17 protein-coding genes are annotated in these 15817 nt (G+C 53.5%); 9 read left to right on the forward strand and 8 right to left on the reverse strand.

The window, feature by feature from the left end; genetic code table 11:
• Positions 1-22 precede the first annotated feature (22 nt).
• From QMN93_RS00720 to pspA, 6 genes are all read right to left on the reverse strand, one after another.
• Positions 23-1315 (reverse strand): ABC transporter substrate-binding protein, encoded by a 1293-nt coding sequence (locus tag QMN93_RS00720; RefSeq protein ID WP_033145727.1) that lies wholly within the window; start codon positions 1313-1315, stop codon positions 23-25.
• 14 nt (positions 1316-1329) lie between these two features.
• The gene (locus QMN93_RS00725) at positions 1330-3027 is read right to left on the reverse strand and encodes a sugar phosphorylase (RefSeq protein WP_275944321.1); all 1698 of its coding nucleotides are present in this window, start codon (positions 3025-3027) and stop codon (positions 1330-1332) included.
• Between the two features lie 197 nt (positions 3028-3224).
• Positions 3225-3449, reverse strand: a complete 225-nt coding sequence (gene pspD / locus QMN93_RS00730) for a phage shock protein PspD (RefSeq protein ID WP_023312043.1) — start codon at positions 3447-3449, stop codon at positions 3225-3227.
• A 12-nt stretch (positions 3450-3461) separates the two neighbouring features.
• Entirely contained in the window at positions 3462-3821 is a 360-nt protein-coding gene (gene pspC, locus QMN93_RS00735) for an envelope stress response membrane protein PspC (RefSeq protein ID WP_023312044.1), read from the reverse strand.
• On the reverse strand, positions 3821-4045 hold the full coding sequence (pspB, locus tag QMN93_RS00740; RefSeq protein ID WP_023312045.1) for an envelope stress response membrane protein PspB: 225 nt from the start codon (positions 4043-4045) through the stop codon (positions 3821-3823). Before pspB ends, pspC begins: the two co-directional genes overlap by 1 nt.
• Before the next feature lie 49 nt (positions 4046-4094).
• Complete coding sequence (pspA, locus tag QMN93_RS00745) at positions 4095-4763, reverse strand: phage shock protein PspA (protein WP_033145729.1); 669 nt, start codon at positions 4761-4763, stop codon at positions 4095-4097.
• A gap of 166 nt (positions 4764-4929) precedes the next feature.
• Here pspA and pspF point away from each other — a divergent pair, with 166 nt between their 5' ends.
• From pspF to QMN93_RS00780, 7 genes are all read left to right on the forward strand, one after another.
• Positions 4930-5907, forward strand: coding sequence for a phage shock protein operon transcriptional activator (gene pspF / locus QMN93_RS00750; protein ID WP_143346898.1), 978 nt, complete (start codon positions 4930-4932; stop codon positions 5905-5907).
• An 88-nt stretch (positions 5908-5995) separates the two neighbouring features.
• Complete coding sequence (gene sapA / locus QMN93_RS00755) at positions 5996-7636, forward strand: ABC transporter substrate-binding protein SapA (RefSeq protein ID WP_033145731.1); 1641 nt, start codon at positions 5996-5998, stop codon at positions 7634-7636.
• Complete coding sequence (gene sapB, locus QMN93_RS00760) at positions 7633-8598, forward strand: putrescine export ABC transporter permease SapB (RefSeq protein WP_023312049.1); 966 nt, start codon at positions 7633-7635, stop codon at positions 8596-8598. Before sapA ends, sapB begins: the two co-directional genes overlap by 4 nt.
• Complete coding sequence (gene sapC / locus QMN93_RS00765; RefSeq protein ID WP_032656751.1) at positions 8585-9475, forward strand: putrescine export ABC transporter permease SapC; 891 nt, start codon at positions 8585-8587, stop codon at positions 9473-9475. Before sapB ends, sapC begins: the two co-directional genes overlap by 14 nt.
• Positions 9475-10467, forward strand: coding sequence for a putrescine export ABC transporter ATP-binding protein SapD (gene sapD, locus QMN93_RS00770; RefSeq protein WP_033145732.1), 993 nt, complete (start codon positions 9475-9477; stop codon positions 10465-10467). Before sapC ends, sapD begins: the two co-directional genes overlap by 1 nt.
• A gap of 1 nt (position 10468) precedes the next feature.
• Positions 10469-11275 carry a putrescine export ABC transporter ATP-binding protein SapF gene (gene sapF, locus QMN93_RS00775; protein ID WP_023312051.1) on the forward strand — a complete coding sequence of 269 codons (807 nt, stop codon included), beginning with the start codon at positions 10469-10471 and terminating at the stop codon, positions 11273-11275.
• Positions 11276-11436: 161 nt separating this feature from the next.
• A complete protein-coding gene (locus QMN93_RS00780) occupies positions 11437-12378 on the forward strand; it encodes an ATP-grasp fold amidoligase family protein (protein WP_193139386.1) in 942 nt (313 codons plus the stop codon).
• Here the strand turns inward: QMN93_RS00780 and QMN93_RS00785 are convergent.
• Both QMN93_RS00785 and QMN93_RS00790 read right to left on the reverse strand, forming a co-directional pair.
• On the reverse strand, positions 12359-13423 hold the full coding sequence (locus tag QMN93_RS00785) for an ATP-binding protein (protein WP_193139388.1): 1065 nt from the start codon (positions 13421-13423) through the stop codon (positions 12359-12361). The two genes, QMN93_RS00780 and QMN93_RS00785, sit on opposite strands and share 20 nt — an antisense overlap.
• Complete coding sequence (locus tag QMN93_RS00790; protein ID WP_025756601.1) at positions 13420-14124, reverse strand: response regulator; 705 nt, start codon at positions 14122-14124, stop codon at positions 13420-13422. Before QMN93_RS00790 ends, QMN93_RS00785 begins: the two co-directional genes overlap by 4 nt.
• A gap of 247 nt (positions 14125-14371) precedes the next feature.
• Between QMN93_RS00790 and QMN93_RS00795 the strand changes: the two genes are divergently transcribed.
• Complete coding sequence (locus QMN93_RS00795; protein ID WP_143346893.1) at positions 14372-14782, forward strand: transporter; 411 nt, start codon at positions 14372-14374, stop codon at positions 14780-14782.
• A gap of 123 nt (positions 14783-14905) precedes the next feature.
• Positions 14906-15814 (forward strand): ABC transporter six-transmembrane domain-containing protein, encoded by a 909-nt coding sequence (locus tag QMN93_RS00800; protein WP_063441951.1) that lies wholly within the window; start codon positions 14906-14908, stop codon positions 15812-15814.
• The last annotated feature ends 3 nt before the right edge of the window (positions 15815-15817 follow it).

Below are 15817 nucleotides of genomic sequence, written 5' to 3' on the forward strand. Positions count from 1 at the left end.
AATTTCCTTCCGCAGAGCGCTCCTATCGTTGTGAAATCAGATCGGTCAGACGCTTCTGGCTGTTACTAAGCGTGTTGCTGAGATCTTTTTTCCCCACCGTGACGTTATGCACCATGGAACTGATGATGCCGGACCCGGTAACGTCGCCCATGCGTGTGAAATTTTTGTCGCCCACGGCGCCAAACACCTGCACATTCGGGAACTGCGCAATCAGTTCGTAAGGCAATTGCCCAAACGCTTTAATCACATCGTTGTTTTTCCAGGTATCGGTGCCCACCACCAGCTTGTTCACCGGCAGTGCCGCGCCGGGCGACATCATGACCCAGTCGGTTGCGTTTTGAGCCTGCTCCATCCAGGTCACAAACTTTTCAGCCGCCTGGGTCTCATCTTCGGTTTGACCGGTGGTAATCGTCAGCGACGTGACCATGCCGTAAACGGCAGAAGAGGTTTCTGTTGGGACGACGAAGCCCAGGTTGGCAGGGTTTCCGTCCTGGAATACCGCCGGAAGGATGTAGGTGGAGTAAACCGCCATCGGCGCAGAACCGTTCATGAAGGCATCTTTGATCTCCATGACGTCGTTTGAACCCGGCATGGTGGTCGCGGCCAGATCTTTATAAAACGCCAGGGCTTTTGCCATTTCAGGGGTATCGATGTTGACGTTCCCTTTGGCATCAAAAACGTTCGCGCCGCCAGAAAGCGCAAACTGGGAGAATGCCTGCTCCGTCATCACGCTTTCCGCGGTGGGCAGCGCAATGCCGTAATGTTTTTTGGCCGGGTCGTTAAGGCTCTGGCTGGCTTTCAGCAGCTGCGCCCAGTTATGCGGCTCCTGGATACCCGCCGCAGCCAGCGCATCTTTGTGATACCAGACGCCGGATAGCCAGGCGCTAACTGGCACACCCGTCCAGGCAGAACCGTCTTCCGTACGAACAACACGCAAGATGCCGTCATAGAAGGTGTCCTCGCCTACCGCTTTAATGGCTTCGCCGATAGCTTTGCGATCCAGCAGCTGTTCCTTGTCCATGACTTTCGCGTAGTCATGGCTGACTTCAATCACCTCTGGCAGCGCGCCCGTTCTGGCGAGCGTAATAACCTTGGTGTTGTAGGCATCCTCTTCGACCGGCACCTGTTTCACCGTGATGCCGGGGTTCTCTTTCTCGAACTTTTCGATAAGCTTCGTGATAACCGCCTGGCGCTCCTGCTCGACTGACGAGTGCATAAACTCAATGGTGACAGCAGACTTTTTGTCGTCCTTGCACCCTGATAACAAGGCGCACGAAACCAGTGCTGAAATCAGCACAATTCTGGGCATTTTCATTTTTAAGGTCCTTTTTAGTTTTCTTTAATCCACAACACCTGCCATGGATATAGGGTCAGCGTTTTATCTGTAATATCTTTCCCGGAAATCAATTCCGTTCCGGAATGAATATCGGATTCTACCGTTTGAATGCCATCACTGAAATTAAACAGCGCCGTTACTTTCTCACCACAATCCGCCACGCGAACGATTTTTAAAACATGTTTACCTGACGCACTGAAATAAGCTTCACTGTCAGGATGGAATGCTTTCTCCGCCCGACGCAGCGCGATTAACTGGCTTAACGAGCAATAGATCTGAAAACGCAGGCTATTTTTATCTTCAAGCAGGCTATCAATTTGCCCTGCCGTGTATTTCTCACGATTAATCGCACGGTTATATCCCAGGCGTTCAACACCTGCATAATCATTACGGGAACCGAGAATGCTCTGGATATAAACCGCAGGCACGCCGGGGAAGCTTAAAAGGACGGCATGCGCCAGAATAAACCGGGCAATCCGATCGCTATCAAGACCGTCACGCGTACTTAAAGCATCCAGATAGGTCACATTAATTTCATAAGGACTGCGTGTACCATCCGGGTTATTTTTCCAGTTAACCAACGCCCCTTCAGCCTGAAGTTTTTCCACAAGCGAGAGGATTTCCGACTCGGGTAAAATTCCGCGTAACGGATTCAGACCAATCCCGTCATGCGAGGCCAGGAAGTTAAACCAGGTGGTTTTCGTGGAAGGCAACGTCAGCGACGCTGCCCACTGGCTCAGCGTCCGGACGTCCTGAGAATGCACCGCATGCAGCACCAGCGGGGGCAAAGAGAACTGATAAACCATCTGCGCTTCATTTTCGCCGTCACCGAAGTAAGCAACGTTATCTTTATGCGGAACGTTCGTCTCGGTAACAATCACCGTTCCAGGGGCGACAGCCTCGGTAATCGCGCGGAAAAGCTGGATGAGCTGGTGGGTTTGCTCAAGGTGGATGCAGTTTGTTCCGGGTATTTTCCACATGAATCCCACCGCATCCAGACGAATGTATCGCGCCCCTTCAATCAGGTAATGCAGCAGCACGTCGACCATCGCGATCAGCACCTGCGGAGAGGCGAAATTGAGATCGACCTGGTCCTCGCTGAAGGTGGTCCACAGGTGACGCACGCTGCCGTCATGCAGCGTGAAAGGTGTAAGAAGCGGTAAGGCACGCGGACGCGTCACCGCGGATAAGTCTGTTTCAGGATCGACAGAAATAAAGAAATCTTCATATCCTGGCATTTGCTTCAGGTAATTAGCGAACCATTTGCTTTTGGCTGACATATGGTTGCATACGAAATCGAACATTAAACTGGCTGACTGTTTTAATTCGGCAACGTCTCGCCACGTTCCGGTTTCCGGTGCAACCTCGTGATAATCAATAACCGAAAACCCGTCGTCCGAAGACCATGGATAAAAAGGCAAGAGATGAACATGAGAAAAAGAACGAGAAAGCCACCTGTTATAAAAACGTGTAAACACCGGTAGCGCCTTCTCCCCTTTCGCTGAAAACTGATCGGCATAGGTAATCAGGACAACGTCTTTTTCATCCCAACCCGTTTTACGTTTTTCCGTAATAACAGAAGCGGCATTTCCAATATTTTCCAGCAGCACATTAAGATGGGCATCAGAAAACGTTTCCCCGTAAACAAGATTAATGAGTTCTTTAATTTTTGTATTCATTTCATTTTCCATGGTAGCGGTCCCACGAAGTGGCAATCTACTCCCATGAAAAATATCTGTCAACGGACCAGAAAGGAGAAAAAGGTGATTGCAAAGCAGCTCAGCGCAATATTGTGAGCTGCCGCAAAGAAAGAACCGGGAAAAGAGGAAATGCGGTTAACCGTCGCCAGTCCCTCCCCCGTCAGGGAAAGGGCTAACGCCAGCAGGAATTATTGGGATAAGTAGCGGCGAGATAGCCGTTTTGCCACCTTTTGCAGCAGCGGTTCGAGCGCCACGGCCAGCACCATTCTGACCGGTTTGCGGGCAACGGATTTGATCGCCCAACCCGCCACACCTGCCGGGCCGAACCGTAACGCGGTCAGCAGGACCAGTTTACCTGCGATTTTCAGGCCGGGTTTTACCTTCTGACCGGCCTGTTGCCAGTGTTGTTTCATCTCATCTCTCTCTTAAAGCTGACGAAAGCGACTTCTCAGCGTAAAGGTATCCGACGTGACATAGCGTTCCATTTCCCGTAGCCGCTTCTCACCGGCGGCGAGTTGCTCATCAACGGCATTGAGAAGATCGCTGCTGGTCGGGGCTCCCTCCGCAGCCAGTTCTCCTTCGGGCATCGGGTCAAGAACAAACGACAGGACGATATATGCCACCAGGGTAATAAACGCCAGGCCAAAGAAGATCGATAGCACCGCGACCACGCGGACCAGTTTTACCGGGACATCAAGATAGTGAGCCAGCCCGGCACAAACGCCGCGCACCATGCCCTGCTGTGGAATTCGCCACAACTTTTTGTTCAGATTCAGTCCAGACATTAACGGTCCCTCCAGTTTGGATGCTCAGCATCCAGGATGGCTTCCAGCGCCTGAATGCGTTCGCGCATTTTGTTCGCCTCGTCGGAGAGCTGTACCAGACGCTGTTGTTCACTCTGGGAGAGTTCGCCCCGAGAAGAACGGTTGCTGTAGTGCAGCCATAGCCAAATCGGCAAAACGAACAGCACGAAAATTGTCAGGGGAATGGCCAGAAAAAGCGCGCTCATGTGTACTCCTTGTCTTATGATGCGGCACGCTCAGGTGCCGCAGGAATTATTATTGGTTGTCTTGCTTCATTTTGGCTTTCAGTGCCGCCAGCTGCTCGCTGATTTCATCATCAGCCTTCAGATCGGCGAACTGTTGATCCAGCGACTTCTGCTTGCCGATGCCGTGGCTTTCGGCTTCCGCTTCCATGTGGTCGATACGACGTTCAAACGATTCAAAACGCGCCATCGCTTCATCAAGCTTACCGCTGTCCAGCTGACGACGCACGTCGCGGGAAGAGCTTGCCGCCTGGTGACGCAGGGTCAGCGCCTGCTGACGCGCGCGGGTTTCGTTAAGTTTATTTTCAAGCTCACCAATCTCTTTCTTCATACGGGTGAGCGTGTCATCCACCAGCGTGACTTCATGCTCGAGCGTCGCGACCATATCAGCCAGCTTCTGTTTTTCGATCAGCGCCGCACGGGCCAGATCCTCTTTGTCTTTACGCAGCGCCAGCTCCGCTTTTTCCTGCCATTCGTTCAGCTGAGCGGTTGCCTGTTCAATACGACGCGTAAGCTGTTTTTTCTCCGCCAGCGCGCGGGCGGAGGTTGAACGCACTTCAACCAGCGTGTCTTCCATCTCCTGAATCATCAGGCGGACCAGCTTCTGCGGATCTTCCGCTTTCTCAAGCAGTGAGTTGATGTTGGCGTTCACGATGTCGGCAAAACGAGAAAAAATACCCATAATCTAATCCTCATAGTTCTGTTATCGGGCGATGCCCTGCTGTACGGATAATACAAACATCATGCCAGGTTTTTATCTTATTGATTTTTCAGAGTCTGATTGATTTTTGCGCAGCAACAGACTATTCTTCCCTGGTGAATATCGCTAAGGAGTGGTTAATTTCATCATGCCCGGATACAAAGACAATTTACTCGGCGAAGCAAACAGCTTTCTCGAAGTGCTGGAACAGGTCTCTCGCCTGGCGCCGCTCAATAAACCGGTGCTGATCGTCGGTGAACGCGGAACGGGGAAAGAGCTGATAGCCAACCGTCTGCATTACCTCTCCGGGCGCTGGGATGGCCCCTTCATTTCCCTTAACTGCGCGGCGCTGAATGAAAACCTGCTCGACACCGAGCTCTTCGGCCATGAAGCGGGGGCGTTTACCGGCGCCCAGAAACGCCATCCCGGACGCTTTGAGCGCGCCGACGGCGGTACGCTGTTTCTGGATGAGCTGGCCACCGCGCCCATGCTGGTGCAGGAAAAACTGCTGCGCGTGATTGAGTACGGCGAGCTGGAGCGCGTCGGCGGCAGCCAGCCGCTGCAGGTTAACGTACGCCTGGTGTGCGCCACGAACGCCAACCTGCCGGAGATGGTGGCGGAGGAGAAATTCCGTGCCGACCTGCTTGACCGCCTGGCCTTTGACGTCGTTCAGCTTCCACCCCTGCGCGAGCGCAGAAGCGACATCATGCTGCTGGCAGACCAGTTTGCGATTCAGATGTGCCGAGAGCTCGGACTGCCGCTGTTCCCCGGCTTCAGCGATTATGCGCAAGAGACGCTGCTGGCTTACCACTGGCCGGGAAATATCCGTGAACTGAAAAACGTCGTGGAGCGCTCCGTCTATCGTCACGGCAGCAGCGAGACGGAGCTGGACAATATCATTATCGATCCTTTTCAGCGCAGCGCAGCGCCGCTACCCACACCAGCGTCTTCAGGCGATCTCCCTACTCTCCCCCTTGATTTACGCCAGTTCCAGAACGATCAGGAGAAACAGCTGCTGGAGCAAAGCCTGAAGACGGCGAAATATAACCAGAAACGGGCGGCTGAACTGCTGGGTCTGACCTACCATCAGTTAAGGGCATTGCTCAAAAAGCATCAAATGCGCTGACAATATCAGCACTTACCTGCAGACATTTTTACGAAGCAGGCGTAAGTGCGATACACTTTGCAGATCGAACCTAAAAACCTTAAAAATTATGCGTCTGGTTTTATCGTCCTTTTTAGCACTCGGTCTGTTTAGCAGCCTGGCCTTTGCCGCGCCCGGGCAAACTCCCCAGCCTGACATTCGTGACAGCGGCTTTGTCTATTGCGTAAGCGGCCAGGTGGATACCTTCAACCCGCAAAAAGCGGGCAGCGGCCTGATCGTGGATACCCTGGCCGCGCAGCTTTACGACCGTCTGCTTGATGTTGACCCATACACCTACCGTCTGGTGCCTGAGCTGGCGGAAAGCTGGGAAGTGCTGGATAACGGCGCAACCTACCGTTTTCACCTGCGCGATGACGTCGCGTTTCAGCGCACGCCTTGGTTTACCCCCACGCGCAGGCTGAACGCAGATGACGTGGTCTTCACCTTCCAGCGTATCTTTAACCGCAACCATCCGTGGCATAACGTTAACGGGGATAATTTCCCCTATTTCGACAGCCTGCAGTTTGCTGACACCGTCAAAAGCGTGCGCAAGCTGGACAATCGGACGGTTGAATTTACGCTGACGCGCCCGGATGCCTCCTTCCTCTGGCATCTGGCGACCCACTATGCGTCAGTCATGTCTGCTGAATACGCGGCGAACCTGACGAAAAAAGATCGTCAGGAGTTACTCGATCGTCAGCCGGTCGGCACCGGTCCGTTCCAGCTCGCTGAATACCGCGCCGGGCAGTATATTCGTCTGCAGCGTCATGAGCATTTCTGGCGCGGCACCCCGCTGATGCCGCAGGTGGTGGTCGATCTCGGTTCAGGTGGAACGGGACGTCTGTCGAAACTGCTCACCGGGGAGTGCGACGTGCTCGCCTGGCCCGCGGCCAGCCAGCTCACCATTTTGCGTGACGATCCGCGCCTGCGCCTGACGTTACGCCCCGGCATGAATATCGCTTATCTGGCCTTTAACACGGATAAGCCGCCGTTGAATAACCCTGCCGTACGCCACGCTCTGGCGCTGGCGATTAACAACCAGCGTTTGATGCAGTCGATCTACTACGGCACGGCGGAAACCGCCGCCTCAATTTTACCGCGCGCCTCGTGGGCCTATGACGGTGAAGCTAAAATTACGGAATACAATCCGGCAAAAGCGCGTGAACAGCTGAAGGCGCTGGGGGCGGAAAACCTCACTTTGCAGCTTTGGGTGCCAACCAGCTCCCAGGCGTGGAACCCGAGCCCGCTCAAGACCGCCGAACTGCTGCAGGCAGATATGGCGCAGGTGGGCGTCAAAGTGATCATCGTACCGGTTGAGGGCCGTTTCCAGGAGGCGCGCCTGATGGACATGAATCATGATTTAACCCTGACCGGCTGGGCGACCGACAGTAACGATCCGGACAGTTTCTTCCGGCCGCTGCTAAGCTGTGCGGCGATAAACTCGCAGACCAACTACGCCCACTGGTGTAACCGGGAGTTTGACGCCGTGCTGCAAAAAGCGCTGGCTTCCCAGCAGCTGGCCTCACGCATCGACGCCTATGATGAAGCGCAGAAGATCCTTGCCCAGGAGCTGCCGGTGCTGCCGCTGGCCTCTTCCCTGCGTCTTCAGGCCTATCGTTACGATATTAAAGGCCTGGTGCTGAGTCCGTTCGGCAACGCCTCGTTCGCCGGCGTGTCGCGTGAAAAAGAACAAGAGGTGAAAAAACCATGATTATTTTTACCTTACGTCGGCTCCTTTTGCTGCTGGTGACGCTCTTTTTCCTGAACTTTGTCGGCTTCAGCCTGAGCTATTTCACGCCCCACGCCCCGCTCCAGGGGTCGTCGCTGTGGGATGCCTGGCTGTTCTGGTTTAACGGGCTGCTGCACTGGGATTTCGGCGTGTCCAGCATTAACGGGCAGCTGATTTCCCAGCAGCTGAAAGAGGTTTTCCCGGCCACGATGGAGCTGTGCATTCTGGCCTTCGGCTTTGCCCTGATGGTCGGAATCCCCGTGGGCATGCTGGCCGGGATCTATCGCAACAAATGGCAGGATAAGTTTATCAGCGCCCTCGCCCTGTTCGGCTTTTCCATCCCGGTATTCTGGCTGGCGCTGCTGCTGACGCTGTTCTTCTCGCTGACGATGGGCTGGCTGCCGGTTTCGGGTCGTTTTGACCTGCTCTATACGGTTAAAACGGTGACGGGTTTTGCCATCATTGACGCGTGGCTGTCCGATTCGGTATGGCGCCATGAGATGATCGTCAGCGCCGTGCGCCATATGGTATTGCCGGTGCTGACGCTGGCGGTTGCGCCAACCACCGAAGTGATCCGCCTGATGCGCCTGAGCACCATTGAGGTATTTGACCAGAACTACGTCAAAGCCGCCGCCACGCGCGGGTTGTCACGCCTGACCATACTGCGCCGCAACGTCCTGCACAACGCGCTGCCGCCGGTAATTCCGCGTCTGGGATTACAGTTTTCCACCATGCTGACGCTGGCGATGATCACCGAGATGGTCTTCAGCTGGCCGGGCCTGGGGCGATGGCTGATTAACGCCATCCGCCAGCAGGACTACGCCGCTATTTCTGCGGGCGTGATGGTGATTGGTTCGCTGGTGATTATTGTTAACGTGTTGTCCGATATTCTGGGTGCCATGGCTAACCCATTGAAGCATAAGGAATGGTATGCCTTACGATAGCGTATACAGTGAAAAGCGCACGCCCGGCGTGCTGCGTACCGTGTGGCGTAAATTCTATGGTGACACCACGGCAATGATCGGCCTTTACGGCTGCGCCGGCCTGGTGTTGCTTTGCGTCTTTGGCTCGTGGTTTGCGCCGTACGGCATCGACCAGCAGTTCCTTGGCTATCAGCTGCTGCCGCCGTCCTGGTCACGCTACGGCGAAGTCTCTTTCTTCCTGGGAACGGACGACCTCGGACGTGACGTGTTGAGCCGCCTGCTGAGCGGTGCAGCCCCGACGGTCGGCGGCGCATTTGTGGTGACGCTCGCGGCTACGATCTGCGGGCTGGCGCTCGGTATTTTTGCGGGATCCACCCATGGCCTGCGTTCGGCGGTCCTTAACCACATTCTGGATACGCTGCTGTCGATTCCATCCCTGCTGCTGGCAATCATTGTTGTTGCCTTTGCCGGTCCGCATCTGTCGCATGCCATGTTCGCCGTCTGGCTGGCTATCCTGCCCCGCATCGTGCGCTCGGTTTACAGCATGGTGCATGATGAGCTGGAAAAAGAGTACGTCGTCGCCGCGCGTCTGGACGGCGCGACGACCTTCAACATTCTGTGGTTTGCCGTGCTGCCCAACATCGCCGCCGGGCTGGTCACAGAGATCACCCGCGCCCTGTCGATGGCGATCCTGGACATCGCGGCGCTCGGCTTCCTCGATCTCGGTGCACAGCTGCCGTCGCCCGAATGGGGTGCAATGCTCGGCGACGCGCTGGAGTTGATCTACGTAGCACCCTGGACGGTCATGCTGCCGGGTGCGGCCATTATGGTGAGCGTGCTGCTTATCAACCTGCTGGGCGACGGTATTCGCCGTGCAATTAACGCGGGGGTGCAATAATGCCGCTTCTTGATATTCGCAACCTCACCATCGAATTCAAAACCGGTGAAGGCTGGGTTAAAGCCGTCGATCGCATCAGCATCACCCTTGCAGAGGGTGAAATACGCGGGCTGGTGGGGGAATCCGGCTCGGGAAAAAGCCTGATTGCCAAGGCTATCTGCGGCGTGGCGAAAGACAACTGGCGCGTGACGGCAGACCGTATGCGTTTTGACGATATCGATCTGCTGCGCCTCTCCCCCCGCGAGCGGAGAAAGCTTGTCGGGCATAACGTCTCGATGATTTTCCAGGAGCCGCAGTCCTGTCTCGACCCGTCCGAACGCGTGGGTAAACAGCTCATGCAGAACATTCCCGGCTGGACCTATAAAGGCCGCTGGTGGCAACGCGTTGGCTGGCGCAAGCGCCGCGCCATCGAGCTTTTACACCGCGTTGGGATTAAAGATCACAAAGATGCGATGCGCAGCTTCCCCTATGAGCTGACCGACGGCGAATGTCAGAAAGTGATGATTGCCATCGCGCTGGCAAATCAGCCGCGTTTGCTGATTGCGGATGAGCCCACCAACGCGATGGAACCCACCACGCAGGCGCAAATTTTCCGCCTGCTGTCGCGTCTCAACCAGAATAACAACACCACCATTTTGCTGATCAGCCATGACCTGCAAATGCTCAGCAAATGGGCGGATAAAATTGACGTCATGTACTGCGGGCAAACGGTCGAAACCGCGCCGAGTGAAGATCTGATCGGCGCGCCGCATCATCCGTATACGCAGGCGCTTATCCGCGCCATTCCGGATTTTGGCAGCGCGATGCCGCATAAGAGCCGCCTGAATACCCTGCCGGGGGCGATTCCGCTGCTGGAATCCCTGCCGATAGGCTGTCGTCTGGGGCCAAGGTGCCCCTATGCTCAGCGTAAATGTATCGAGACGCCACGCCTGACCGGGGCCAAGAATCATCTGTACGCCTGTCATTTCCCGCTGAACATGGAGAGAGAGTGAAATGGTCGAAACCTTACTGGAAGTTCGCAACCTGAGTAAGACCTTTCGCTACCGCACGGGGCTGTTTCATCGTCAAACTGTCGACGCGGTGAAGCCGCTGAGCTTTACGCTGCGTGAAAAACAGACCCTGGCGATCATCGGCGAGAACGGTTCCGGGAAATCCACCCTGGCGAAAATGCTCGCCGGCATGGTTGAACCGACTGCAGGCGAAGTGTTGATTGACGATCATCCTCTGACGTTCGGCGATTACTCTTTCCGCAGCCAGCGCATCCGCATGATTTTCCAGGATCCCTCGACCTCGCTTAACCCGCGCCAGCGCATCTCTCAGATCCTCGATTTTCCGCTGCGTCTGAACACCGACCTGGAGCCAGAGGCGCGCCGTAAGCGCGTATTTGAAACCCTGCGCATGGTTGGGCTGTTGCCGGATCACGAAAGCTACTACCCGCATATGCTGGCCCCCGGCCAGAAACAGCGTCTGGGCCTGGCGCGTGCGTTGATTTTGCGGCCAAAAGTGATCATTGCGGATGAAGCGCTTGCCTCGCTGGATATGTCGATGCGCTCGCAGCTGATTAACCTGATGCTGGAATTGCAGGAAAAACAGGGGATCTCGTATATCTACGTCACCCAGCATCTGGGAATGATGAAGCACATCAGCGATCAGGTGATGGTCATGCACCAGGGCGAAGTTGTCGAGCGCGGCAGCACGGCGGATGTGATGGCCTCCCCGCTTCATGAGCTGACAAAACGACTGATTGCCGGTCATTTTGGTGAAGCATTGACCGCCGATGCGTGGAGAAAAGACCGCTAAGCGCGACGCTCAGCAAAAATCACCCCATTAAATTAAGGATTAAATAGTCTGAGTACGCTATTTAATCCTTTAATTTTTCGTCTCCATCCCTGCTCCATATTTTAAGCAATATCAATCAACAGTTCTTCTCCAGAATATCCGGACATTACGGAGGAGAAGAAATGAACACCGCCACTTACGTTTTAAAATACACAGAGTATCTCATCAGAAAATGCCGCTCATTTTTAATGACGGACCTGCATTTTCATACCGTGAGGCTTAAGAAAACAACCGGGAAAACCCCTGACATTAACTCGCCCACGACGTTGAGTGAAAAAATATGTCATCGTCTGGTCTATGACCATAATAACTTCTACACGATGCTTGCCGATAAACTCGCCGTTCGGGCATACGTTTCCTCCAGAACAACGCGCGTGAAAACGGTGCCATTAATCGGCGTTTATACCAGGCCGTCGCAGATTGATTTTTCAGTTCTTCCTGACAAATTCGTCCTTAAGTGCAACCATGACAGCGGCAGCACAATAATATGTACAAACAAAGCGCAATTTAATGAAAAAGAAGCGTGTAAAAAGCTGAGCCTCGCGTTAAAGAAAAATCTTTACTACACCACGCGCGAATGGCAGTACAAAAACATTACGCCGAGTATACTTTGCGAGCCGTTTGTCGATCTCTTCGACGACGCTGACAGGAACACAACGCCCGAAATGCTGAGGATCCATTGTTTTCACGGCGTTGCCCACTATGTAGAAGCGGATTTTACGGATGATAACGGCAAAGGGTTTATCAACGTTTATGACAGGTACTGGAACTTACAACCCTTCCGGATGGAATATCCAAATACTTCAGCAGAACCAGGCGAACCGCTCTTGTTCCGCCAGGCTTTGTTGGCCTCCCAGGAGCTGGCGCATGGAATTGACTACTGCCGCGTTGACCTTATGCTAAAAAAAGATGAAATCTATTTCAGCGAAATAACCTTAAGCCCGAGACGCGGTAAGCTGACGATTACCCCGCAGGAGTGGGATGCTAAGTTAGGAAAAATATGGCATTTATCGCCGGCAGGCACATTTGACCTGCCGCTGAAGCTCACGAGTCGGGCCAGGTGAGTTTAAATATCGAGTGGTTTTGCGTCGATAAGGTATAGGTAACATCGCCACCATGAGCCAGCATGATGGCTTTTACCACCGACAAGCCCAAACCACAGCCTTCCGGGTTCACATGTCTGGCGCCATTATCGCGCTGAAAGGGCTGAAACAGGAAATCATGAAACTCTCTGGGGATGCCCGGTCCCCCGTCCTGAATAAGGATAAAATTGCCTTTATCAGAAACGCCATTTTTCACGATGAGCGTGCGCGAGGTTGAATAGTGTAAGGCATTATCAAATAAAACGGTCAAACACTGATTGATGCGCAATGGATCGAATACGCACTGCTGCTCCCTCAGGTCTGTATTGACGGTAAAAGCCTTACGGCTGAACTCGGGCATGAACGTATCGAGTGCGTTCTGTATTGTCCCTTTTAGATCCGTTCTTGACTGGCATAACGTGTATCCCGCCCCGCCATCCGAACTGATAACCCGGAGATCTTCAATCAGGCGGGTTAACCCTTCCGTCTGTTTGAGAAGATTATTAAACAGCACCGGATCCGGGGTAAAAACGCCGTCAACCAACCCCTGAAGCCGTCCGCGTAAGATCGTGACCGGGGTTCTCAGCTCATGCGCGATAGCGGCATTCCAGGATTTCCTCTGAATATCCAGCGTCTGTAATTTTTCCGCCATTTCATTGAAATCCGTCACCAGGTGATTGATCTCACCCAGCCGGGAACTGGCGCAGAATGCCCGGGCGTCCAGATCGCCATGAGAAATCTTTTTCAGGCTGGACGCTACCGAGTTTAGCGGGGTGAGGATCCGCGATGAAAGTTTGACCGTGAAAAAGAGGGCAATAATCATACTGATCGTAGTCGCGGTCCCAATCCATACCCAGTCCCACATCGTCATCTGCTCGTCATCGCCCGCAGCAGGGCCGCCCGGGAGGTGATCCAGAATAAAGGAGTAAAAAAACCAGGAGCCGAGTATGGCGATGGCAATGATCGTAAACGTCAGCAACAGCATATACGTTAAGATCTGACGGCTCAGAACAGACTCTTTGTTCATTTCTTTTCCCCAAGCCGGTAGCCCATGCCTCTGATGCTCTCGGGAACACCATAGAGGCCGGCAAGCTCCAGTTTTTTACGCAACTTGCTCATATGGCTGTCGACCGTTCTGTCGAGCGTATCCCCTTCCGGCAGACACGCGTTGAGCAGCTCTTCGCGGGAGCAGACCTTTCGCGGATATCTCACCAGGTATGTGAGCAATTTAAATTCGGTCGTCGTTAATACCGGGGAGACAACCTCTGCGCCCACGGTGACTTCCACGTAGAAGTCATCCGGATAGACCGTAATAAAGGGCGTTCTGAGCGGCTGGGAACCCGCCTGCTGAAGCGCGGGTTTTGTCCTGCGCAGCACCGCCTCAACCCGGGCGACAACTTCAGAAGGGTTGAAGGGTTTGATCACGTAATCATCCGCGCCCAGCCTCAGCCCCATGAGCTTATCGACATCCTGATCGAGAGCGGAAACCATAATGACGGGGACAGCGCTTTCCTGACGAAGCGTGGTAAGTACGCTCCAGCCGTCACATACGGGCAGGTGAATGTCCAGCAATATGAGATCCGGTTTATGGAGGCGATTGAGCGCTATGGCCTGTTCGCCCTGCCTGGCTCGGAGCGTTTTCATTCCCGAACGCTCCAGGTAGCTCATCAGTATATCGGCGATTTCGTCTTCATCTTCAACAACAAGGATCAGCGTATTTTTGTGCATTTTATCTCCGCGGGTGAAATCCCTTTGAGCTCGCTATCAGATATCTTTAGCACAATAAGACACAGCCTCCGGGAAAAAGTGCCGTAGCTAAGAAAATTTCCCGGCTGATTTACCTGCCCGGTTATTTCTCCATACAGCCTACACATTCCGTCAATAATGACTCGACAATGCCCGTTCAAAATCGCTATTGAGACAAAACTCTTTTTACATTTAGCGTTGCACATTATCCCTGTTACTTAAAGATTTTATGAAGTTGGCTGAAATAATGAACATGGAACTTTCTAAATATTTCTCTCCTAAAAAACTGGGCTTATATTCCCTGTTCCTGCTGCTGTCCTGGGGATTACTTTATATCTGGCTGATGCTGGTACACAAAATGGATGAAAAAGTCGCCTCAACGCTGCTCTCTTCACCCATTATCTATGGCTGCATCGCATTGTCGGTTGTCTCTCTGATAATCCAGAATAAAGCCGGCGCGTTGACTGAGCTACTCGTCGTCGCCTTCTGGCTGTTGGTGATTTTTGTTTATCTCATTATTACGTTCACCGTGCTGTTAAACGCGATGCCCGATATCGAGGATCTGGTCTTTTACTACGAGTGTTATTTGATCATTTTTTTTGGTGGAGCCCCGCTGTACCTTATTATGAGAATGATTTGAGCCGTTGCTCCACATAGCCTCCACAAACCGCCCATTTCCGCTAAACAGGCGCGCGGTAGACTCTCCCTCACGCTATTTTGCACAAAAATAACTCACCTAAGAATCTGATAAAACTTATCCATAATGATGAACCGTAATAATCTTCGTTCTTCTGAACCTGCCGGAGTGATGCACTCGCTAAAAAAACTCGCGATACGGCACCGGAAAAAACTGGTTGTCACTTTTTTCCTGGTGGTGGCCGAAAACGTGACGTTTTTACTTTATCCCGTTCTGGCTGGCATCGCGATAAATGCCATCCTCGCCGGTGAAACGCTTAACGCCGCGCTGTATGGCCTGATGGTGCTTTGCATGTGGTTCATCGGTGCGGCCAGACGGAGCGTAGATACGCGCACCTTTGCACGCATTTATGCCGGACTCGCGGTTTCCGTCGTCCTGGCACAGCGCAAATATCAGCTTAACCATTCGGCGATCGCCGCCAGGGTAACGCTCTCGCGCGAATATGTGGATTTCTTTGAAATGCACCTTCCCCTGCTTATTACCTCGCTGAGCTCACTTTTTGGTGCCGCAATCATGTTGCTGTTTATTGAATTTTGGGCCGGCGTCATGTGCTTTGCGATTGTATTTATCCTGCTCGGATTTGTCTCAGGATATGCCCGTAAAAATGAATGGCTGTTCATGCGCCTGAATAATCGACTGGAAAAAGAAGTGGATTATGTCCATAAGGCGGGCACGGCTACCCTTCACCGCCATTACTCCACGCTGGCGCGTTTGCGTATCGCATTATCTGACCGCGAGGCGTGGGGTTATTTGTGGGTCGGCGTGCTTGTTGCCGCGCTTTTTACGCTGACCATCGTCTGGATGACGCGCTCAACCGGCATCACCGCCGGACATATTTACTCGGTGATGACCTACATGTGGATGTTCGCGACGAGCCTCGATGACGCGCCGCAGCTTCTTGAGAAATTTTCGCAGCTCAGGGATATCGGCAAGCGCGTATCCACTGATGATGAAATTCACGTAACCGGACGTTAATTT

Source organism: Enterobacter sp. R-1.6.2 (assembly GCF_035064085.1).
GTDB classification, from domain to species: Bacteria; Pseudomonadota; Gammaproteobacteria; order Enterobacterales; family Enterobacteriaceae; genus Enterobacter; species Enterobacter asburiae_B.